Below are 21849 nucleotides of genomic sequence, written 5' to 3'. Positions count from 1 at the left end.
TTGAGCGGCTGTGTCGGAGTCAGGATGCCGCGGCGGCGGAGCGGCGCCCTTGACTTTCGTTAAGCGCGTCGCGCACCCGGTCGCGCGCGGCGCGTCCGCCGCCGCCGCCGATGTCCCTTGTCCTTCGCGGTTGGGGGCGTTGCGCCTGCCGCGGTTGCGTGGCGGGCGGGGTCTCGTGCGAAAGGCCGGGGGCCCGTTGCCGGCCCCCCGGAAGGCTGCGTCAGTAGACGTCCTTGCGCGTGTTGTAGACGTTGAACTTGCCGGTCGGCGTGATCAGACGCTCGTCCTTGATCACCTTTTTCAGCTCAAGCGTCTTGTCGTCGACCACCACGATCGCCGATTCCTTGTCCTTGGCGTTCCAGACCGAGAACCATATCTCGGTTCCCTGCTTGTTGAATTCGCCCTGGACCACGCGCGGCTGGCCTTCGGGAATGTCTGCCCATTCCGCGATCGGAAGCTCGGTGTATTCCGGCTCTTCCTGGTCCAGATCGCTGACCCTGAACACCGCGACGGCGCCCGACACTTCGGCCAGCGGGTTGAGCGGCGCATCGACATAGAGATGGTCGGACTCGGGATGCGTCTTGACGAAGAGCGAGCCACCGCCGAGCCCGTAAAGCTGCTGCACCACGGTCCAGGCCTGGTCGGGATGGCCCTCGGGGTCGGTCCCGATCAGTGCGATTGTGTCGTCGCCCAGATGCGATGTCGCCCAGACCGGCCCGTAGACGGGGTGGTCGATGTTGGCGCCCCGGCCCGGGTGCGGCGTCTCGCCCTGGCTGTCGAAGATATCGACCAGCTTGCCTTCCCTGGTGTCGATCACCACCATCTTGTTGCGGGCGTTGGCCGCGGTGATGAAGTAGCGCCCGGTGGAATCGAACCCGCCGTCGTGCAGGAAGCGTTCGGCTTCGATCTCGGTGATCTTCAGGTTGTCGATGTCCGCGTAGTTCACAAGCTGGATCTTGCCGGTCTCCTTGATGTTGACGATGAACTCGGGGCGGTAGTGCGAAGCCACGATCGCGGCGACGCGCGGCTCCGGATGGTATTCCTGCGTGTCAACCGTCATGCCGCGGGTCGACTTGATCTTGAGCGGCTCAAGCGTGTCGCCGTCCATGATCACGTATTGCGGCGGCCAGTAGGTGCCGGCGATGGCGTATTTGTCTTCCCAGCCCTCGAACTTGGAGGTCTCGACCGAGCGCGCCTCGAGCCCGGTGTCGATGGTGGCCACGGTGGTGGGCTCTTCCATCCACAAGTCGATCATGTTGACCTTGGCGTCGCGGCCGATGGTGAACAGGTAGCGCCCCGAGGCCGAGATGCGGCTGATATGCACCGCATAGCCGGTGTCGAAGATCTTGACGATCTCGTAGCTGTCGCCGTCGATCAGCGCCACCTGGCCCGAGTCGCGCAGCGTCACCGATATCAGCTTGTCGATCTCGAGGTCGTTCATCTTCTCGGTGGGGCGATCCGCGGGCGGCACGAAGACCTCCCAGCTCTTCTTCATCTCGGCCAGGCCGAACTCCGGCGGCTCGGGCGGGTCCAGCATGATGTAGCGTGCCATCATGTCGATCTGGTCCTCGCTCATCTCGCCCGAGGTGCCCCAGTTGGGCATACCGGCGGGGGAGCCGTAGGTGATGAAGTCGCGCAGGTATTCATAGCCGTTCTCGCGCGTGATGTCGGTGGTCAGCGGCTTGCCGGTGGCCCCCTTGCGCAGCACGCCGTGGCACCCCGCGCAGCGTTCGAAGTAAAGTGTGGCCGCCTCCTGGAACTCGCTTGGCGTCATCACCGGGTCGCCGGGTTTGCGGCCCGGGATTTCGACCTGGATTTCGCCCAGCGTCGTCAGGCTCGGCTCGTATTGCGCGCTTGGCCCGTCGGCGTGGTTATCCGTCTTGTCCTGGGCCGACGCGCCGGTCACGGCCAGCCCGAGGGCAGCCGCCGCGCCCGACAAAAGCGCCTTGCGCCACTTGGCATTCTGAAGTGTCATGAGAGATTCTCCAATTCCGCTGGTGAGGCGGCCCGAGGATGCGGCAGGCCGGGGCGGGCCACCTTGACGAAAGTCAACGGGCTCGGGTGTTTCGGCGCGCGGGCGGCTTTCGCGGTCGCGCGTGCGCGCGACTCCCCGGGATATTTGAATGCCGGGCGCGACGGCGAAGAGCGCATCGCAGGTCTGGGCGGGTGGCGTTGACAATAGTCAAGGAGCGCGCCGCCGTGCCGGCGCACTGTCGCCCGCATCCGCAAGCAACGCGCAAAGGAGAATCGCATGCGCGACGTCATGACCAAGAGCATGGCCCGGAATATTTTCTACGGGGGCACGCTGTTTTTCGTCGTCATCTTCGTGGGGCTTTTCGCTCACTCGCACGCCTACATCGTCAACACGTCGAGCAACTCGGAAAACCTCACGGAAAGCGTCGCCCTGGGCAAGCGGGTCTGGGAGGACAAGACCTGCATCAACTGCCACTCGATCATGGGCGAGGGGGCGTATTTCGCGCCCGAACTGGCCAACGTGATGACCCGCTGGGGTGTCACCGACGACCCCGAGGCGGCCTACCAGGTTCTGGATGGCTGGATGAAATCCCAGCCCAGCGGCATCGAGGGGCGGCGCCAGATGCCGCGTTTCGAGCTGAGCGAGACCGAAACCCGCGCGCTGGCCGATTTTCTGCTGTGGGTCGATGAAATCGACGCCCAGGGCTGGCCGCCCAATGACGCGGGCTGAGAAAGAGGACGCAATCGCATGAAATACGAAACACAGAAAATCGCCCTGGCCTACTTTGCCGTCGCGCTCGGGCTGTTCGCCATCCAGATCACTGTCGGGCTGTTGCTGGGCTGGGTCTATGTCAGCCCCAATTTCCTGTCCGAACTGGTGCCGTTCAACACGTTGCGGATGCTGCACACGAACTCGCTGATCGTGTGGCTGCTGCTGGGCTTTTTCGGCGCCGCCTATTTCCTGCTGCCGGAAGAGGCCGAGCGCGAGATCCATTCCAGCAAGCTGGCCTATCTCCAGCTTGCCATTCTGGTGATCGGCACGCTGGGCGTGGTGGTAACCTACCTGTTCAACCTGTTCGAGGGCAACTGGCTGCTGGGCAAGGAGGGGCGCGAGTTCATCGAACAGCCCAAATGGGTCAAGGCAGGCATCGTCGTGGCGGCGCTGATCTTTCTCTACAACGTCACCATGACGGTGCTGGCCGGGCGCAAGACCGCGATCAGCAACATCCTGCTGATGGGGCTGTGGGGGCTGGCGCTGCTGTTCCTGTTCTCGTTCTACAACCCGGAAAACCTGGCGTTGGACAAGCAGTACTGGTGGAACATCGTCCATCTGTGGGTCGAGGGCGTGTGGGAACTGATCATGGCCTCGATCCTGGCCTACCTGATGCTCAAGCTGACTGGCGTGGACCGCGAGGTGGTCGAGAAATGGCTTTACGTCATCGTCGCCGCGGCGCTGTTCTCGGGCATTCTCGGGACCGGGCACCACTACTACTGGATCGGCATGCCGGGTTACTGGCAGTGGATCGGCTCGATCTTCTCGTCGCTCGAAGTGGTGCCGTTCTTCGCGATGATGGCCTTTGCCTTCGTCATGGTCTGGAAGGGCCGGCGCGATCACCCCAACAAGGCGGCGCTGTTGTGGTCGCTGGGGTGCGCGACGCTGGCCTTCTTCGGCGCCGGCGTCTGGGGCTTTCTGCACACGCTGCACGGGGTCAACTTCTACACCCATGGCACGCAGATCACCGCGGCGCACGGGCATCTGGCCTTTTACGGGGCTTATGTCAGCCTCAACATCGCGATCTTCACCTATGCGATGCCGATCCTGCTCGGCCGCGACCCCTATAACCAGGTGCTCAACATGGCTGCCTTCTGGCTGATGTCGGCGGGGATGGTCTTCATGACCGTGGTGCTGACATTTGCGGGCGTGCTCCAGACGCATCTGCAGCGGGTTCTCGGTGAATACTACATGGAGGTGCAAGACCAGCTCGCAATCTTCTACTGGATGCGCTTCGGCGCCGGTGTCGTGGTGTTCATCGGCGTGCTGCTGCTGATCTATTCGCTGGCATTCCCGCGCCGCGAAGTGGTCTCGGCCGAGCCGTCCGTGGCCGCGGAGTGAGGCCGATGGACGGCAATACCAACCTGCAACCGGAGGGGGCGGCCGACGCCCCCTTCTACCTCGCGCAAGGCGGCGAGTGCGCGCTGTTCGAGGCGGCCAGCCGCCACGACCTGCCGGTGCTGCTCAAGGGACCGACGGGCTGTGGCAAGACCCGCTTCGTGGCGCACATGGCCGCGCGGCTTGAGCGGCCGCTATACACCGTGGCCTGCCATGACGACCTGTCTGCGGCCGACCTGATCGGGCGTTACCTGCTCAAGGGGGGTGAAACCGTCTGGGTCGACGGGCCGCTGACCCGCGCGGTGCGTGAAGGCGCGATCTGCTACCTTGACGAGGTGGTCGAGGCGCGCAAGGACGTCACCGTCGTGCTGCACCCGCTGACCGACGACCGGCGCATCCTGCCCATCGACCGCACCGGCGAAGAGCTGGAGGCAGCGCCCGGCTTCATGCTGGTGGCCTCCTACAACCCGGGCTACCAGAACATCCTCAAGACGCTGAAACCCTCGACCCGGCAGCGATTCGTGGCGATGGAATTCGATTTTCCCCCGCCCGACCTGGAAACCCGGATCGTGGTGGCCGAGTCGGGCCTGTCCGAGGATCGCGCCGCCGCCTTGGTGCGCCTTGCCGGCAAGCTGCGCGCCCTCAAGGGGCAGGATCTGGAAGAAGGCGTCTCGACCCGGCTCGTCATCTATGCCGCGACCCTCATCGGTGCGGGCATGCCGGTCGAGCGGGCCATCGAGGCCGCGATGATCGAGCCGCTGACCGACGACACGGATATCAAACGCGGGCTCCTTGATCTGGTCACGGCCGTCTTTGGGTGAGGTATGGCCGTGCCCCGGATTGAAATCGAGCCATGGGAACCCGAAGAAACGGTGGGGAAACTGTGGCACGCTTTTGCCAGTCGCCTCGATGCACCGCAGGTGCATCACGGGGCCGCGGTTGACCTATCTCAGGTCAGCGGGCGACTGGCAGTCTTCTTTCGCGGACTGGGGGGCGCGCATTCGGTCGAAATCCGCGCGGTCTCGCCCGAGGTGTCGCGGCACCGGCTGCGGCTGCTGCGCCGTCTGGGCACCGAGGCCGAGACCGCACCGCGCGCCAGTTTCGACGGCGAGGTGCTGCGCCTGCCCGAGCGGCTGGCGCTATTCCCCTCGCGAGAGGCCAACGGCGCGCTCTACCTGTGGTTGGCCGCCGCCGTGGCCCATGCGCCCGGACGTGTGGCCGACGATGACCCGCTGCGCGCCGATCTGCGCGGCATTCGCGCGGCGCGCACGATGACCGAGGCCACGCTTGCCGCCGCGCCGGGGCTGCGCGACCTTCATCACGGGCTATGCGGGGCCACCCTGCATTACCGCCAGCCCCAGAACCTTCCGCGCGACGAGGCCGCGGTCGAGGCGCTGATCCGAAGCCTGCTGGGCGACCCGGCTCCGCTGTCCGAGCGGGCGCACGCCTTCAAGGCTGCGGTTGAAACCGGCGAGATGGCGGACATCGCCGCCCCGCGCGACTATCGCCCGTTCCGGCCGGTGCCGCTGTGGCCCGACCTGCGGGAGATGGAATTCTCTGCCGCCGACGAGGTCGAAAGCCGCGATACCGAGGGCCCGCCCGAAGAGGGCTCCGAGCGCACCCACCGCGCGCGGCGCCGCAAGGCCGACCAGGCCGAGCGTCGCGACAGCCTGATCCTGCACAAGTTCGAGGCGATCCTGAGCTGGGCCGAGTTCCTCAACCTCAACCGCCGCGTGGACGACGACGATCCCGACAGCGCCCGCAAGGCTGCCGACGACCAGGACGAGATCGGCCTGGGCCAGGTGTCCAAGGCGCCGGCGACGCGGCTCAAGCTGCATCTTGATCTGGCGCCCGAGGACGTGGACCGCGAGCGGCTTTCGGGCGCCACCACCTACCCTGAATGGGACGTGCGCACCGGCACCTACCTGCCCGATCATGTGCGTGTGCTGCAATCCGTCGCCACGCCCGGCGACGGCGCCGCCAGCTTCCGCGACGACCCGCGCGCGCGGCGCCGCATCAAGCATGTCAGACGCCAGTTCGAGGCACTCCGCCCCGGCCGGGTCTCGGTTCCCGGCCAATTGGATGGCGACGAGCTGGACATGGACGCGGCAGTGCGCGCCCGCGTCGACATCGCGGCCAATGGTGCGGGCAGCAACCGTATCTGGCGCCAGACACGCCCCCAGGCGCGTGATTTGGCCGTGTCGATCCTGCTCGACATCTCGCGTTCGACCGAAAGCGCCGTGGGCGACCGCGCGGTGATCGACATCGAGCGCGAGGCGCTCGCAGCGCTGGCCTGGGGGCTGGATGCCTGCGGCGACAGCTTTGCGATCCACGCCTTTTCCTCGCTCAGGCGCGAGCGTGTCTACGTGCAGGAATGCAAGGCGTTCGGCGACCCGATGGGCGCGCTTGTCGAGGACCGGATCGGCGCGCTGCGCCCCGGCTTCTACACCCGGCTCGGCGCCGCGATCAGGCATGCCTCGGCCGGGTTGTCGCGGCAGGCACGCAAGCGCCGGCTGCTGCTGGTCATCACCGATGGCAAGCCCAACGACCTTGACCACTACGAGGGCCGCCACGGCATCGAGGATACCGCCATGGCGGTGCGCGAGGCCCGCCGCGCCGGTCACGCGGTGTTCGCCGTCACCGTCGACAAGCAGGCCAAGAGCTGGTTCGCGCGGATGTTCGGGCAGGGCGGCTTTCACGTCATCGCGCAGCCCGAACGCCTGACCGCGGCGCTGCCGATGATCTACCGCGAACTGGTGGGCGCATGACCTTGGGCGGGATGTTCAGGGCATCCATGGCCGGGCGCGACGCGGTACCGAATTTGCGTACGATCCGTACAGGGTTTGCATGCCATGTCTGACGCCAGCGTTTTCGACGACCTTCCCGGCGACCTGATGATCTGGGTGCTGATCGTCAGCGAGCTGCTGGTCTTCGGCGCCGGGCTGGCGGCGTTCCTGGCCGTGCGCGCCACTGATCCGACCGGCTTTGCCGATGCGCAGGACGCGCTTCACCGCACCGGTGCAGGGGCCAACACCGTGGTGTTGGTGTCCAGCGGCGCGCTGGCCGCGCTGGCCTTGCGGCTGCGCGAGAAGGCGCGCCGTGGCCGGGCGCGGCTGGCACTGGTGGCGGCGGCGACGCTGGGCGTGGTGTTCCTGGTCGTCAAGGGGGTCGAATACGCCGCCAAGGCGGCGCAGGGCATTGCCTGGGACACGCACCCGTTCTTTACGTTCTACTACCTTCTGACAGGGTTTCACGCCGCGCATGTGGTGGCCGGGGTGATCGTGTTGCTGCTGGTTGCGTGGCAGGACGCGCCCCGGAATATCGAGGCGGGCGCGGCCTTCTGGCACATGGTCGATCTGGTCTGGGTGCTGCTTTTCCCCGTCATCTACCTGCTGGGGTGAGCGCGATGCCGACCGACCCGCTGTTGCGCGCATGGGGCTGGCTGATCGTGTTCAGCCTCGGGTCCACCGTCGTGTCGCTGTGGCACTGGCCGCCGCACCTGGCGGCGGTGGCCGGTGCCGCCGTTCTGACGCTTGGCTGGCTCAAGGCGCGGGTGATCCTGGCGCGGTATCTGGGGCTGGCGGCCGCCCCGTTCTGGCACCGGGGATTCGGGATCGCGCTGGCGCTGTTCTGCCTGCTTTTGCTGGGGCTTTACCTGCTGCCGCTGGCGCTGTGAGGGGCTGTCAGCCGCGGAAATGCACGGCCAGGCCCTCTGGCAGGTCGAATTCCCGCAGCACTTGCGCGCGGCCTTCTGCAGACATCTTGCGCGCTGTCCTGGCGACGATCCGATCCAGCTTGCCGGGCTCCTGGCTTGGCGCGAAGGGGGCGAAATACCACCTGAGGAAAACGAAGCATATCACGTCTTCGAGTGCCTGCACGTCCGCGTCGCGCTTGATCCCTTCCTTGCGGATCATGTGAGAGGCGCGCGCGATGTCCTCGGCGCCGTAGCCCGCCTCGGACATGATCTCGCCCACGCGGGCGGCGTGGTGGCGGGCCAGGTCGCTGCGCCAGGCCAGGTATCCGGCGCGGCCCTCGGGGTAGTCGCGCCGCGCCAGCACCCAGCGTTCGATGTGCTGGCCGCGCGCGGCGATCTGCAACGGCTCCGAGGCGCCGGGAAACAGCCGGCCCAGCTCGGCGCTCATCCGCTGGCCGTATAGCTGCGCCGCCGGTGTTCCGTCGCGCGTGTCGGGGTCATGGGCGTTGGCGGCGTCGATGGCCGCCAGCGCGTGCGCCAGCCGGCTCACAGCGCCTTGCCCCAGGCTTCGGCGGGGTCCTGCTCGGCGTAGCTGCGCAGCCCCGCGATGTTGTCGATCCGGGCATGGTCACGCGTGACATGCACGCCCACCGATTTCAGCTTGGCGAAGGCGCGGCTCAGGCTTTCGGGTTTCATCCCCAGCCGCCCGGCAATGAGGGCCTTGTCATAGGGCAGGGTGACCACGCAACTGCCGCCGTCGCAATTGCAAAGCCCGACGAGAAAATCGGCTACCCGCTGCGCGCCGGTCTGGGCCTTGATCTGTTCGACCTGGCCGACAAGGTCGTGCAAGTGCTGGAAGGTCGAGCCGATCATTGCCAGCGCCAGTTCGGGCTCTTTCCTGAGCATCCCGATCAGGATGCGCGCCGGGATCTGGAGCAGCGTGCAATCGGTCACCGCCTCGGCCGAGACGGGATAGGGTTGCAGGCGGAAGGCAACCGCCTCGCCAAAACTCGCGCCGCGGGCAAAGACGTTCACCACCGCCTCGTTGCCGCTGGGCGCCACGCGATAGAGCTTGACCCAGCCGTCGATCACCACGTGGATCGCGTTCGCCTCCTCGCCCTGCAGAAAGACCGTCTCGCCGCGTGCGAAACGTTGCAACGTCGAATCCGCCAGGATCCTGTCGGTCACGGCGCCGGGCAGGTTGCGCAGCAGGATCGAGTCGCGGGCGATTTCCAAGCCTTCGGCTTTCTTCATCTTGTGCGATCCGATATGTTCCGCCTCGGTTTGCCCCGGTATACAGGGGATTTTCACGAATGGCACGCCCCGGCGCAATGGGGATCACCGGAAATCGGGCCTCGCGCCCTTGACCTTCCAGTTGGTGGAAGCCCCATGTGAATGACAGCCAATGACTTTTACCCCAGCGGAGGCCCGCCCATGACCGCGTCAACACATCTGAAACTCGCCGTCGAGGGAATGAGCTGCGCGTCTTGCGTGGGGCGTGTGGAACGCGCGCTCGCGGCGCTGGACGGGGTCAGCGACGTGTCGGTCAACCTGGCCTCGGAAAGCGTCCAGATGACCGTCGACGCACCCGCCGATGCCGCCACCGTGGCGGATGCGCTGGATGCTGCCGGCTACCCGGCGCGCCGCGCCCGCGCGGTGCTGCGGATCGACTCGATGTCCTGCGCGTCCTGCGTGGGGCGGGTGGAGCGTGCGCTCGCGGCGGTGCCCGGTGTTCTCGCGGCCCGCGTCAACCTGGCCTCTGAAACAGCGACGGTCGATTATCTGGAGGGGGCGCTTTCTACCGCCGATCTGGGCGCGGCGTCCGAGCGCGCGGGCTACCCTGCCCGGGCCGAATCCGAACCTGGCGAGCAACCATCCGACGCCGCGCCGCGCAAGGACGCCGAAGCGCGCAGCCTGGTGCGTCGCGCGATGCTGGCGGCGGCGCTGACGCTTCCGGTTGTCGCGCTGGAAATGGGTAGTCACCTGATCCCCGGCATGCATGAGCTGATCGGGCGCAGCATCGGCCACCAGAACAGCTGGCTGATCCAGTTCGTGCTGACCACGCTGGTGTTGGCGGGGCCGGGGCGGATATTCTACGGCAAGGGGGTCGCGGCGCTGATGCGCGGCGCGCCAGACATGAACAGCCTTGTCGCCCTGGGCACCGGCGCGGCCTATGGCTATTCGGTGGTGGCGACGTTCGCGCCGGGGGTGCTGCCGGCCGGCACGCGCGCGGTGTATTTCGAGGCGGCGGCGGTGATCGTGGTGCTGATCCTGCTGGGCCGTGCGCTTGAGGCGCGCGCCAAGGGCCGCACCGGCGCCGCGATCCGCGCCCTGGTCGGACTGAGCCCGCGCAGTGCCACGGTGCTGCGCGACGGCGATGCGCAGGAAGTTGCCGTCGACGACATCCGTGCCGATGATCTGCTGCTGGTGCACCCCGGCGAGCGCATCGCAGTCGATGGCGAGGTGGTCGAAGGCCGCGCCCATGTCGACGAAAGCATGATCACCGGCGAACCGGTGCCGGTGGAAAAAGCCCCCGGCGACCCGGTTACCGGCGGCACCGTCAACGGCGCCGGCAGCCTGCGTGTACGGGCCACGCGCGTGGGCGCCGACACCACCCTGGCGCAGATCATCCGCATGGTCGAAGAGGCCCAGGGCGCCAAGCTGCCGATCCAGTCGCTGGTCGACCGGGTGACGCTGTGGTTCGTGCCGGCGGTGATGGTGGTGGCGACGGCGACGGTGCTGGTCTGGCTGGTGGCGGCGCCGGCCCTGGGCATGGCGCTGGTGGCGGGGGTGTCGGTGCTGATCATCGCCTGCCCCTGCGCGATGGGTCTGGCCACGCCGACCTCGATCATGGTGGGCACCGGCCGCGCCGCCGAGATGGGGGTGCTGTTTCGCAAGGGCGACGCTTTGCAGGCGCTCGACCGGGTCGACGTGGTGGCGCTCGACAAGACCGGCACGCTGACCGAGGGGCGGCCCGAACTGACCGAGCTGGAACTGGCCGAGGGCGGCGAATGGGACCGCGCGCGCGTCCTGGCGCTGATCGGGGCAGCCGAGGCGCCTTCGGAGCATCCCATTGCGCAGGCGATCCTGCGCGCGGCGCGCGACGGGGCCGGTGACGATGCGCCGAAAGCCCTGCCCGAGGCGCAGGATTTCGAAACGCGCACCGGGTACGGCGTGCGCGCGCAGGTCGAGGGACACGATGTGCTGGTCGGTGCCGCCCGCCTGATGACGCAGGAAGGCATCGACACCGCGCCGCTGGCCGGGCGCGAAACCGAACTGGCCGAGGCCGGCCGCAGCGCGCTATTTGCCGCCATCGACGGGCGCCTGGCGGCGCTCATCGCGGTGGCCGATCCGCTCAAGCCGGCCAGCGCCGCGACCGTCGCGGCGCTGCACGCGCGCGGGATGTCGGTGGCGATGATCACCGGCGACAAGCCCGAGACCGCCCGCGCCATCGCCGCGCGCTGCGGCATCGACCACGTCGTCGCCGGGGTTCTGCCCGATGGCAAGGTCGCGGCGCTCGACGAGCTGCGCAGCGGCGGGCGCCGCGTCGCCTTCGTCGGCGACGGCATCAACGACGCGCCGGCGCTGGCCCATGCCGATGTCGGCATCGCCATCGGAACCGGCACCGACGTGGCGATCGAGTCGGCCGACGTGGTGCTGATGTCGGGCGATTTGCGCGGCGTGGTGAACGCAGTCGAGATATCGCGCCGCACGATGCGCAATATCCGCCAGAACCTGTTCTGGGCGTTCAGCTACAACACCGCGCTCATCCCGGTGGCCGCCGGGGTGCTCTACCCGGCCTTCGGGCTGCTGCTGTCGCCGATCCTCGCGGCGGGGGCGATGACGCTGTCGTCGGTCTTCGTGCTGAGCAACGCGCTGCGACTGCGCCGCCTGCGACCGGTGATGAACGAGGGCGACAGCCCCGCCACCCTAGAAGGCCGCAGCGACACGCCGGTCAAGGCAGAACCCGCCAACGCCGCCTGATGGTGCCCCGGGCCGCGCGTTCCCGGGGCATTTTCGGCCAGAAGAAGCGCGGGCTCGCGCGCGAAGCCGGGCCCCACGCTTCATCTTTCCAGAAATACTCCCGCCGGAGGCGTCCGGCGCCGGCCGCGAAGCTACTTCTCGGGGATCAACCCGCGCGGGCTGAACCGTAGCACCAGCAACAGGACCACCCCCATGGTCAACAGGCGCAATTGGGCGGCGCTTTCCAGCAGATGCCCGCGCACGGGGCTGTCTTCGGCCATGCCGGCGGTGATGACTTCCATCGCCAGTGCGCTGATCGGTTCGACCTGCACCCACAGGAACCATATCAGGAAGCCGCCCAGAACCGCGCCCAGATTGTTGCCCGAGCCGCCCACGATCACCATGACCCAGATCAGGAAGGTGAAGCGCAGCGGCTGGTAGGTGCCGGGAGTCAACTGCCCGTCGAGGGTGGTCATCATGGCGCCGGCGATGCCGCAGATGGCCGAGCCGAGGATGAAGACCTGCAAGTGCCGGCCCTTGACGTCCTTGCCCATGGCCTCGGCGGCGGTCTCGTTGTCGCGGATGGCGCGCATCATGCGGCCCCATGGGCTGTGCAGGGCCTTCTGCGCCAGCCACAACAGGATCAGCAACACCACCGTGAACATCAGCGCGTAGCCCAATTTCACGTAGAGCGACGAGGCGGTCATCGGGTCGAGGCCCAGAGACGTCGCCTGCTCGACGAAGGCGGGGTCGTTTTGCAAATCCACCTCGTTGGGCACCGGGCGCGGCAGGCCGATCACGTTCTTGACGCCGCGCGACAGCCAGTCCTCGTTCTTGAGCACCGCGATGACGATCTCGGCGATGCCAAGCGTGGCGATGGCCAGGTAATCGCTGCGCAGGCCCAGCGCCGATTTGCCGATGATCCATGCCGCCCCTGCCGCCAGAACACCGCCCACCGGCCACGACAGCACCACCCACAGCCCAAGCCCGCCAAGATAGCCTGAGGTCGCCGGATCGACCGCCTCGATCGCCTCCACCGCCGGGTCGAAGACGCGGCGGAAGATAATGAATCCGATCACCAGGATGACCGTCATGCCCAGCACACGCACCCGCCCCCTGGGCAGGCGCGGATAGGCCCAGATCGCCACGCCGATGCTGGCCGCGCCCAAAAGCAGCCCCAGCAGCACGCCCGGCCCGCCGGCCGCCCACGCCGCCGGGACCGGCGGCATCGAGATCAGCACCGTGGCCAGGCCGCCCAGCGCCACGAAGCCCATGACACCCACGTTGAACAGCCCCGCAAACCCCCATTGCAGGTTCACGCCCAATGCCATGACGGCGCTGACCAGCCCCATGTTGAGGATCAAAAGCGCCGAGTTCCAGCTTTGCATGATCCCGGTCAGAAGAATCAGCATCGCCATGAGCGCGAAAAGCGCGGAATTCTTGATCACCGGGTTCATACCGCTTTCCCCCTGAACAGGCCCGTGGGGCGGAACAACAGCACGATCAGCAGGATCACGAAGCTGACCGCGAACTTGTAGTCGGTGGACATCAACTGCACCAGGCCAGAGGGCTCGAGGCTCTCGGGCATCAGGTAGACCAGCACCTTTTTCCAGGCATAGGTGATCGTCACCTCGGAAAACGCGATGACGAAACCGCCGGCGATGGCACCCAGCGGGCTGCCCAGCCCGCCGACGATGGCGCTGGCGAATATGGGCAGCAGCAACTGGAAATAGGTGAACGGCTTGAACGACTTGTCCAGCCCGTAAAGCGTGCCGGCCACGGTCGCCAGCGCGGCCACGATCAGCCAGGTCACCAGCACCACGCGTTCGGGGTTGATGCCCGACAGCAACGCCAGATCCTCGTTGTCGGAATAGGCGCGCATCGACTTGCCGGTGCGCGTGTGGGTGAGGAACCAGAACAGCACCCCGACGACGATCACCGCCGTCACCAGCGTGATGCCCTGCGTCGTCTTGATCGCCAACCCCTCTTTCAAGCCGGTCATCATCCTGAAATCGAGCGCGGTGATGATGAACCGCTCGCCATCGGCGAAACGCTGGTCGCCCGGCCCGATGACAAAACGCACCAGCCCGTTCATCACGAACATCACCCCCATCGACACGATCACCAGGATCACCGGCTTGACCTTCTGCGCGCGGTAGAACCGATACACCACCCGGTCGGTCAGCAGCACCATCGCCGCGCATCCCGCGATGCCGAACGGCAGCGCCAGCAATGCCGTGGGCAGGGGGCCCAACCCGATGCCGACGGATTGCATCCACCATGTCATCAGGATCGTGATCATGGTGCCGAAGGCCATGGTGTCGCCATGGGCGAAGTTCGAAAACCGCAGGATGCCGTAGATCAGTGTCACCCCCAGCGCCCCGAGCGCCAACTGGCTGCCATAGGCCAGCGCGGGGACAAGCACGTAGTTCGACAGCGCCACGATCGCGTTGAGAAATTCCATGCCTCAGCCCCCCAGGAACGATTTGCGCACTTCGGGATCGGCCAACAGTTCTTTGCCGGTCCCCGTGAAGGCATTGCGCCCCTGCACCATGACATAGCCCTTGTCGGCGATCGCCAGCGCCTGGCGCGCGTTCTGCTCGACCATCAGGATCGGAATGCCGGTGCGCGCGACCTCGATGATGCGGTCGAACAGCTCGTCCATCACGATCGGGCTGACGCCTGCGGTCGGCTCGTCCAGCATCAGCACCTTTGGGTGCGTCATCAGCGCCCGTCCCACGGCAACCTGCTGGCGCTGCCCGCCGGACAACTCGCCCGCCGCCTGCCGGCGCTTGTCGCGCAGGATCGGGAACAGCTCATAGACCTGCTCCATCGTCGGGCGGATGTCATCGCGCCGGATGAAAGCCCCCATTTCCAGGTTCTCCTCGACCGTCATCGAGGTGAAGATATTGGCATTCTGCGGCACGAACCCCATGCCTTTCGCCACCCGGTCCTGCGGCGACAGATCGGTGATGTCCTGGCCATCCAGCCGCACCGACCCCTGCCGCAGGTCGAGCATGCCGAACACCGCCTTCATCGCGGTCGACTTGCCCGCCCCGTTGGGGCCCACGATCACGGCGATCTCGCCGCGGTTCACCGCGATGGTACATTCGTGCAGGATGTCGGGGCCCTTGCCGTAGCCACCGGTCATGCTGTCGCCGATCAGGAAGGCCTCCGAGGTCTCCATCGGTTGGCCGGTGCCCGGGTGCGACCCGAGCTGGCCTTCGTTGCCGGGGCGGGTGATCGTCAGATCGTGGTTCCCCCGGTCATCCTGGTAGGGATTGTCGCTCATCTGCGTCCCTCTTCATCTTTCCATAAATACTCCGGGGGAGTCGCCCGGCACGGGCGACGGGGGCAGCGCCCCCCGGCAAACGGGCCGGCATCGCGCGATCGCGCTGTCGGCGCGGCGCGCGCGGGTCGGGCCACCTCATGCCTCCACCATGCCCTTGTTCTTCAGACCGGTGCCCAGATAGGCCTCGATCACCTGTTCGTTGGCCTTGATCTCGGCCAGGGTGCCCTCGGCTAGGACCTTGCCCTCGGCCATGCAGATGACCGGGTCGCACAGCCGCTCGATGAAATCCATGTCGTGTTCGATCACCACGAAGGTGTAGCCGCGCTCGCGGTTGAGCTGCACGATGGCGTCGCCCAGCATATTGAGCAGCGTGCGGTTGACGCCCGCGCCGACCTCGTCGAGGAACACGATGCGCGCGTCCACCATCATCGTGCGGCCCAGCTCCAGCAGCTTCTTCTGGCCGCCCGACAGGTTGCCGGCCTTTTCATCGCGCAAGTGGTCGATGGTAAGGAATTCCAGCACCTCGTCGGCCTTGGCCTGCAGGGCGCGCTCTTGCTCGGCGATGCGGCGGCGGCCGAACCAGGTGTTCCATATCCGCTCGCCCGCCTGGTCGCCGGGTACCATCATCAGGTTCTCGCGCACTGTCATCGACGTGAACTCGTGCGCGATCTGAAATGTACGCAGCAGCCCCTTGCCGAACAACACATGCGGCGGCAGGCCGGTGATGTCTTCGCCGGCCATCGTCACCCGGCCCGAGGTGGGCGGCAGAACTCCGGCGATAACGTTGAAAAGCGTGGTCTTGCCGGCGCCGTTGGGGCCGATCAAGCCGGTGATCGTGCCTTCCGCGATTTCCAGCGAGGCGCCGTCAACCGCGCGAAACCCGCCGAAATGCTTGTGCAGGTCGTCGACCTTGATCATGGACCATCCCCTGGTTCGCGCATTGCTTGCGCTTGTCTTGATATTGGAACAGCCCGGAAAACTCCGGGCTGTTCGCGGTTTTCAGGTGGCGTTCAGTGGAACTTCACCGTTTTGAAATCGGCATCCTCGATGACGTATTCGCGGTAGGTGCCGGCCGCTTCGCCGGGGCCGATCAGTTCCACGTTGGTGGCGCCCTCGTAGTTCACCTCGCCGCCATCGGCGATGATTTCCAGCGCCTTGCCCAGCTCGCCGGGATAGATCTTCTCGCCCGGTTCGTTGGCCACGTCCATCACGTGGGTCTTGTACTCGCCCGGTTCCACCGACCCGGCCGACTGCATCGCCAGCGCGATCAGTGCCGCCGCGTCATAGCTTTCGCGCGTGAACGAGCTGTCGCCGTTGACTCCGGCCTCCTTGGTGATTTCGGCGAAGGCTTCGGTCCCGGGTCCGGAACTCCACGGCACGGCCCCGAACGAGCCGGTCATGTAGGCGCCGACGTCGGCCATGATCGCGTCGCCATACATGCCGTCGCCCATCATGAAGGTATCGAAGGCGCCGGTGTCGAGCGCGGCGCGGATCATGCCCTTGCCGCCCGAATCGGCGTAGCCCAGAACCACCAGCACATCGCCGCCGGCCGAGGCCAGCGCGCCGACTTCGGCCGAGTAGTCGGCCTTGTTATCCTCGTGCGGCGAGACCAGCGTCACGGTGCCGCCGGCCTCTTCGAAGCTGGACACGAAGCTGTCGGACAGCCCCTTGCCGTAGTCGTTGTTGGTGTAGGTAACTGCCACTTCGCTGATGTCGCGCGAAGTGAGGATATCGGCCAGCACCTCGCCCTGGCGGGCATCCGACGGCGCGGTGCGGAAGAAGAGGCCGTTGTCCTCGGCGGTGGACAGCCCCGGCGACGTGGCCGAGGGCGAGATCATCACCATGCCGTTGGGCACTGCCACGTTCGACAGGATCGCGCCGGTCACGCCCGAGCAGTCGGCGCCCATGATGCCCTTGATCCCGTCAGAGGTGATCAGGCGTTCGGCCGCTGCGGTGGCGGCGGAACTGTCGATGCAGGTGGAATCGGCGCGCTCGGAGACCAGCGTCATGCCGTCCATGAACGCACCGCTTTCGTTGATCTCGTTCATCGCCAGTTCTGCGCTTTCGGCCATGTGCGGCGTGAGCGATTCGATCGGGCCGGTATAGCCCAGGATGACGCCGATCTTCACGTCTTCGGCGGATGCGCTGCCGGCCATCAGGGCCGTGGCAGCCGTTGCCATCATCATCATCTTTTTCATCTATAAAACTCCCTTATTGGAACGATAAGTCCGTCCCGGACCCTATTGCGGCTTGTCTCAAAAGAAAAGTCCGATGTTGCCCTTTCGCGTCCGCAGGTCCGGAAAATTTGCCGCTCGCCCGCGTGCAAACAGGCGCCCGGGCGTGACTTTGCCGGCGTCGGGGCAAGTCTGATACACTCGGATCGGTTCGTTTTTCTCGGCGCAAGAAGGAGGTGGTCATGCGCGGTCTGGCTCTGGTGATCGGATTTCTGGCGGCGATAGCCGCGCCCGCCGTGGCGCAGGACGCCCCCGCGCCCACGCGCACCGTCGCCCCGGTGGAGGTGGCGGCGGGGTTCGACGTGCCATGGTCGCTTGCGTTCCTGCCCGGGGGTGGGATGCTGGTGACCGAACGCGGCGGGCGGCTGTGGCATCTGCCCGCCGGTAGGGCGCCGCGCCGGCAGGTAGCCGGTGTGCCGCAGGTGGCGGCGATCGGGCAGGGCGGGTTGCTCGATGTCGTGGTGCCGCGCGATTTTGCCCGGAGCCGCGAGGTATTGCTTGCCTTTGCGGCGCCGCAACAGGGCGGCGGCGCGGGCACCGCGCTGGCCGCCGGACGGCTGTCACGGGACGGCGCGCGCATCGAGGATCTGCGGTTGCTGTTCGAGGCCGCCCCGGGTGCCCGCGGCGGGCGTCATTTCGGCGGTCGCGTCGTCGAGGGGCCCGACGGCCATCTGTTCCTGACCATCGGCGACCGCGGCGATCGTCCTTCGGCGCAGGATCTTTCGACCCATAACGGCAGCGTGATCCGGGTCAATCGCGACGGCTCGGTTCCCGCCGACAACCCGTTCGTCGGCCGCGACGGGGCACGCCCGGAAATCTGGTCCTACGGCCACCGCAACCCGCAGGGCGCGGCGCTGGACGGGCAGGGGCGGCTTTGGGTGCACGAGCACGGCGCGCGCGGCGGTGACGAGGTCAACCTGATCCGCAAGGGCGCCAACTATGGCTGGCCGGTGATCGCCTACGGGCGGCACTATTCCGGCGCACGGATCGGCGAGGGCACCCACAAGCCCGGCATGGAACAGCCCGCATTTTACTGGGATCCGTCGATTGCGCCGTCGGGGCTTGTCATCCACTCCGGGCGCGGGGCACCGGGGTGGAAAGGCGACTTCTTCGTCGGGTCGCTCAAGTTCGACATGATCGCGCACCTGCGCGGCGGGACCACGACCATGCAAGAGGTTGCGCGCCTGCAATCGCCCGAGACGCTGCGCGTGCGCGCCCTGCGCGAAGGCCCCGACGGGGCGCTGTGGATCGTCAGCGAAGGGCGCGGCGCGATCTACCGGCTGGCGCCCTGAACGCCGCCCGGACGCGCCGCCCCGGCGGTCAGATCGACAGCCGCGCGGCGTGGCTGCCGCGCTCGCGGTAGGGCGTGGTGTTGTAATGCGCGCGGTAGCATTTCGAGAAATGCGACGGCGAGGCAAAGCCGCAAGCCAGCGCCACGTTGATGACGCTCATGTCGGTCTGCATCAGCAGGTTGCGCGCCTTCGACAGGCGCAATTCCATGTAATACCGCTTTGGGCTGCGGTTGAGGTAGCGGCGGAACAGCCGCTCCAGTTGCCGGGTGGACATGCCGACCTCGCGCGCCAGAACCGAGGGGCTGATCGGCTCTTCGATATTGGCCTCCATCATCTGGATCACCTGGCTCAGCTTGGGGTGGCGCACGCCGATGCGCGTGGGCACCGACAGACGCTGGGTGTCCTGGTCGGTGCGGATCGAGGAATAGATCAACTGGTCGGCCACCGCGTTGGCCAGTTCCTCGCCGTGGTGGTCGGCAACCAGCTTGAGCATCAAATCCACCGACGAGGTGCCCCCGGCGGTGGTCATGCGGTTGCCGTCGACCACGAACACCGACTTGGTCAGCGAGACCTCCTCGAACTCCTCGGCGAAACTATCCTGGTTTTCCCAGTGGATGGTGGCGCGCTTGCCGTCGAGCAACCCGGCCCTGGCCATCGGGTAGGCGGCGGTGCACAGCCCGCCGACCATCAGGCCCTTGCGCGCCTCGCGGCGCAGCCAGTTGAGCAGCCGGCGCGAGGTGGCGGCCTTCACGCTGCCACCGCCGACCAACACCAAGGTGTCGTCGCGCCTGAGTTCCGGCAGATCGCCGTCGAGCTTGAATTCGATCCCCGCCGAGGCTGTTATGGTTTCGCCGCCCTCGCCGACGATCTGCCATTCGTAAAGCGTCTTGTCGGCCATGCGATTCGCGATGCGCAGACTTTCCACCGCGGCGGCGAAGGACAGCAGCGTGAACTGGTCCATCAGCACGAACACGAAGCGGCGCGCGGCGTCGCTTGCAACCTCGATCACCTGTCTTTGTGAGGCCATGTCGGTGCTGTCCTTTCGGCAAGCGGGGAGGGGCGACGAACGCAATTGCGCCCGTTTATTTCAATTGGCCCGAACGTTACGAAAACGTCAAGAGGGCTCAACAGAACGTCAACACCCACTGATAAATCGTATATGGCGTCCGGGGGGGCGGTTTTGTATAAGCCGTGACGGAACTGCTAGCCCGGAGAAGACAGATGACCCAATGGCAAAAGTCCGACTGGCGCGACAAGCCGCGCGTCCAGATGCCCGACTACACCGACCCGCAGGCGCTGGCCGCGGTCGAGGCCCAGCTGTCGAAATATCCGCCGCTGGTGTTTGCCGGTGAGGCGCGCAAGCTCAAGGCGGCGCTCGGGCAGGCCGCGCGCGGCGAGGCGTTCCTGCTTCAGGGGGGCGATTGCGCCGAAAGTTTTTCGAGCTTCAGTGCCGACGCCATCCGCGACACCTTCAAGGTGATGCTGCAAATGGCGATGGTGCTGACCTACGGTGCCAAGGTGCCGGTGGTGAAAGTGGGGCGCATGGCGGGGCAGTTCGCCAAGCCGCGCAGCGCCCCCACCGAGGTGCGCGGCGACGTCGAACTGCCCAGCTATCGCGGCGACATCATAAACGAACTGGATTTCGATGAGGCCGCCCGCATACCCGACCCGGCCAAGATGCTGCAGGCCTACACGCAGGCGGCGGCGACGCTGAACCTGCTCAGGGCGTTTTCCACCGGCGGCTATGCCGATGTGCACCAGGTGCACCAGTGGACGCTGGGCTTTACCGAAAGCGAGAAGGCCGCCAAGTACCGCGACCTGGCCAGCCGGATCAGCGACACGCTGGATTTCATGAAGGCCGCCGGCGTCGACAGCGACCGCGCCCATACCCTTCAGACGGTCGATTTCTACACCAGCCACGAGGCGCTGCTGCTGGAATACGAAGAGGCGCTGACGCGGCTGGATTCGACCTCGGGCAAGTGGCTGGCCGGGTCGGGGCACATGATCTGGATCGGCGACCGCACCCGCCAGCCCGACGGCGCGCATGTGGAATACGCGCGCGGGGTGCTCAATCCTGTCGGCCTGAAATGCGGCCCCTCGATGACGCCGGATGACCTCAAGCGCCTCATCACCACGCTCAACCCCGACAACGAGCCCGGGCGGCTGACGCTGATCGCGCGGTTCGGCGCCGGCAAGGTGGCCGAGCACCTGCCGCGCCTGATCCGCACCGTCGAGGCGGAAGGTGCCAACGTGCTGTGGGTCTGCGATCCGATGCACGGCAACACGATCAAGTCGTCGTCGGGTTTCAAGACCCGGCCTTTCGACGCGGTTCTGCGCGAGGTGCAGGAATTTTTCGCCGTCCACCGCGCCGAGGGCACGATTCCCGGCGGCGTGCATTTCGAGATGACGGGCCAGGACGTGACCGAATGCACCGGCGGCGTGCGCGCGGTCAGCGACGAGGACCTCTCGGCGCGCTACCACACCGCCTGCGACCCGCGCCTGAACGCCAGCCAGTCGCTGGAGCTGGCCTTCCTGGTGGCCGAGGAACTGTCGGCGATGCGCAGATCGCAAGCGGCCTGCGCGGGCTGAACGCCCGCGCGTTCAGCTCTCGGTCCTGATCAGCCGTAGTCGCGGCGTTGTCGGGGCCGCGCCGAAGGCCGGTGCGGGCTCGGCAAAGCCCGCGGGGTCGGGCACGGGGGCCGGCGTGGCATCTGCCGCGGTCGTACCGATAGATATCGGGTGTGTCCTGGCTTCGGTGAGGTCGAACCGCTGCGGCTTGCCGCCGGCGGCGTGCGTGCCCTTGATCACTTCGATGGCGCCAATCGCATGACTGATTTCTCCGCCCGGCCCCCGCAACGGCAGCAGCACCGCCTGGGCGTGCACCGGTGCCAACCCGAAGCGGTGCTTACGCCGCAGCGACAGCCGGCAGGTGGCGGGGCGGTCGAAAACCCCCGCCAGCGCCGCGGCGAGGTCGTCGCGGCTGTCGGGGGCGAAGAGCGCGCTCAGCGGCATGCCCCGCAGTTCCATTCCCAGCAGGTCGCACAGCGCATGTCCGGCGACCCGCAGGCGCGCCACCCGCGGCGCGACCCGTTCCAGCACGAAGGCGTGGGGCAGGGCGGCGTCGATGCCGCGCCGGTCGACCCCGATGCGCGCCGGGATGTCGCCGCCGGCGCGCAGGCCGTGCCAGTAGGCCTCGATCTGCGCCAGCGGCCGGGCGGCCGCCCGATAGCGGCGATGGCTGGCCAGCCTGACGATGGTGTCGGTGGTGTCGGTGTCGAACTGGGCGGAAC

General features: G+C 67.0%; 19 protein-coding genes. 9 read left to right on the top strand and 10 right to left on the bottom strand.

Going from position 1 to position 21849, the window contains the following annotated elements; genetic code table 11:
• Nucleotides 1–220: 220 nt before the first annotated feature.
• Nucleotides 221–1975, bottom strand: a complete 1755-nt coding sequence (locus tag Q0L89_RS09320) for a nitrite reductase (RefSeq protein ID WP_296764209.1) — start codon at nt 1973–1975, stop codon at nt 221–223.
• A 276-nt stretch (nt 1976–2251) separates the two neighbouring features.
• On the opposite strand from Q0L89_RS09320, the gene Q0L89_RS09315 reads away from it, so the two are divergent.
• The 6 genes from Q0L89_RS09315 (at nt 2252) to Q0L89_RS09290 (ending at nt 7760) form a co-directional block, all read left to right on the top strand.
• Nucleotides 2252–2704: a cytochrome c gene (locus Q0L89_RS09315; protein ID WP_296764207.1), complete on the top strand. Its 453-nt coding sequence runs from the start codon at nt 2252–2254 to the stop codon at nt 2702–2704.
• An 18-nt stretch (nt 2705–2722) separates the two neighbouring features.
• Nucleotides 2723–4087: a cbb3-type cytochrome c oxidase subunit I gene (locus Q0L89_RS09310; RefSeq protein WP_296764204.1), complete on the top strand. Its 1365-nt coding sequence runs from the start codon at nt 2723–2725 to the stop codon at nt 4085–4087.
• A gap of 5 nt (nt 4088–4092) precedes the next feature.
• Complete coding sequence (locus Q0L89_RS09305) at nt 4093–4905, top strand: CbbQ/NirQ/NorQ/GpvN family protein (RefSeq protein ID WP_296764202.1); 813 nt, start codon at nt 4093–4095, stop codon at nt 4903–4905.
• A 9-nt stretch (nt 4906–4914) separates the two neighbouring features.
• A complete protein-coding gene (locus Q0L89_RS09300; protein WP_296764200.1) occupies nt 4915–6852 on the top strand; it encodes a VWA domain-containing protein in 1938 nt (645 codons plus the stop codon).
• Between the two features lie 84 nt (nt 6853–6936).
• A complete protein-coding gene (locus tag Q0L89_RS09295; RefSeq protein ID WP_296764197.1) occupies nt 6937–7485 on the top strand; it encodes a cytochrome c oxidase subunit 3 in 549 nt (182 codons plus the stop codon).
• 5 nt (nt 7486–7490) lie between these two features.
• Nucleotides 7491–7760, top strand: coding sequence for a nitric oxide reductase F protein (locus Q0L89_RS09290; RefSeq protein WP_296764194.1), 270 nt, complete (start codon nt 7491–7493; stop codon nt 7758–7760).
• Nucleotides 7761–7767: 7 nt separating this feature from the next.
• On the opposite strand, the gene Q0L89_RS09285 is transcribed toward Q0L89_RS09290, so the two are convergent.
• Together Q0L89_RS09285 and Q0L89_RS09280 are read right to left on the bottom strand one after the other, a co-directional pair.
• Nucleotides 7768–8328 (bottom strand): DUF4202 domain-containing protein, encoded by a 561-nt coding sequence (locus tag Q0L89_RS09285; protein WP_296764191.1) that lies wholly within the window; start codon nt 8326–8328, stop codon nt 7768–7770.
• On the bottom strand, nt 8325–9032 hold the full coding sequence (locus Q0L89_RS09280) for a Crp/Fnr family transcriptional regulator (RefSeq protein ID WP_296764189.1): 708 nt from the start codon (nt 9030–9032) through the stop codon (nt 8325–8327). Before Q0L89_RS09280 ends, Q0L89_RS09285 begins: the two co-directional genes overlap by 4 nt.
• Nucleotides 9033–9212: 180 nt before the next feature.
• Here Q0L89_RS09280 and Q0L89_RS09275 point away from each other — a divergent pair, with 180 nt between their 5' ends.
• Nucleotides 9213–11762: a heavy metal translocating P-type ATPase gene (locus Q0L89_RS09275; protein WP_296764186.1), complete on the top strand. Its 2550-nt coding sequence runs from the start codon at nt 9213–9215 to the stop codon at nt 11760–11762.
• 131 nt (nt 11763–11893) lie between these two features.
• Here the strand turns inward: Q0L89_RS09275 and Q0L89_RS09270 are convergent, their stop codons facing one another.
• The 5 genes from Q0L89_RS09270 to Q0L89_RS09250 form a co-directional block, all read right to left on the bottom strand.
• Nucleotides 11894–13198 (bottom strand): branched-chain amino acid ABC transporter permease, encoded by a 1305-nt coding sequence (locus Q0L89_RS09270; RefSeq protein ID WP_296764183.1) that lies wholly within the window; start codon nt 13196–13198, stop codon nt 11894–11896.
• Nucleotides 13195–14205, bottom strand: coding sequence for a branched-chain amino acid ABC transporter permease (locus tag Q0L89_RS09265; RefSeq protein ID WP_296764181.1), 1011 nt, complete (start codon nt 14203–14205; stop codon nt 13195–13197). The genes Q0L89_RS09270 and Q0L89_RS09265 overlap by 4 nt, the downstream gene beginning before the upstream one ends.
• Before the next feature lie 3 nt (nt 14206–14208).
• Nucleotides 14209–15033, bottom strand: a complete 825-nt coding sequence (locus Q0L89_RS09260; protein ID WP_296764178.1) for an ABC transporter ATP-binding protein — start codon at nt 15031–15033, stop codon at nt 14209–14211.
• 135 nt (nt 15034–15168) lie between these two features.
• Nucleotides 15169–15951 (bottom strand): ABC transporter ATP-binding protein, encoded by a 783-nt coding sequence (locus Q0L89_RS09255; protein WP_296764176.1) that lies wholly within the window; start codon nt 15949–15951, stop codon nt 15169–15171.
• A gap of 92 nt (nt 15952–16043) precedes the next feature.
• Nucleotides 16044–17231: an ABC transporter substrate-binding protein gene (locus tag Q0L89_RS09250; RefSeq protein ID WP_296764173.1), complete on the bottom strand. Its 1188-nt coding sequence runs from the start codon at nt 17229–17231 to the stop codon at nt 16044–16046.
• A 218-nt stretch (nt 17232–17449) separates the two neighbouring features.
• Between Q0L89_RS09250 and Q0L89_RS09245 the strand changes: the two genes are divergently transcribed.
• Nucleotides 17450–18559 (top strand): PQQ-dependent sugar dehydrogenase, encoded by a 1110-nt coding sequence (locus Q0L89_RS09245; protein ID WP_296764171.1) that lies wholly within the window; start codon nt 17450–17452, stop codon nt 18557–18559.
• A 28-nt stretch (nt 18560–18587) separates the two neighbouring features.
• Here Q0L89_RS09245 and Q0L89_RS09240 read toward each other — a convergent pair whose 3' ends face one another.
• Nucleotides 18588–19586 carry a GlxA family transcriptional regulator gene (locus Q0L89_RS09240; protein ID WP_296764168.1) on the bottom strand — a complete coding sequence of 333 codons (999 nt, stop codon included), beginning with the start codon at nt 19584–19586 and terminating at the stop codon, nt 18588–18590.
• A 194-nt stretch (nt 19587–19780) separates the two neighbouring features.
• On the opposite strand from Q0L89_RS09240, the gene Q0L89_RS09235 reads away from it, so the two are divergent.
• Nucleotides 19781–21148: a class II 3-deoxy-7-phosphoheptulonate synthase gene (locus Q0L89_RS09235; RefSeq protein ID WP_296764165.1), complete on the top strand. Its 1368-nt coding sequence runs from the start codon at nt 19781–19783 to the stop codon at nt 21146–21148.
• Between the two features lie 12 nt (nt 21149–21160).
• Here the strand turns inward: Q0L89_RS09235 and Q0L89_RS09230 are convergent.
• A partial coding sequence (locus tag Q0L89_RS09230) for a PAS domain-containing protein (protein WP_296764163.1) occupies nt 21161–21849 on the bottom strand: 689 nt, incomplete at its 5' end.

The organism is Sediminimonas sp., assembly GCF_024637375.1.
Lineage (GTDB): Bacteria > Pseudomonadota > Alphaproteobacteria > Rhodobacterales > Rhodobacteraceae > Sediminimonas.
The sequence above is the reverse complement of the archived record's forward strand: the minus strand, read 5'-3'. Positions and strand labels throughout refer to the sequence as shown.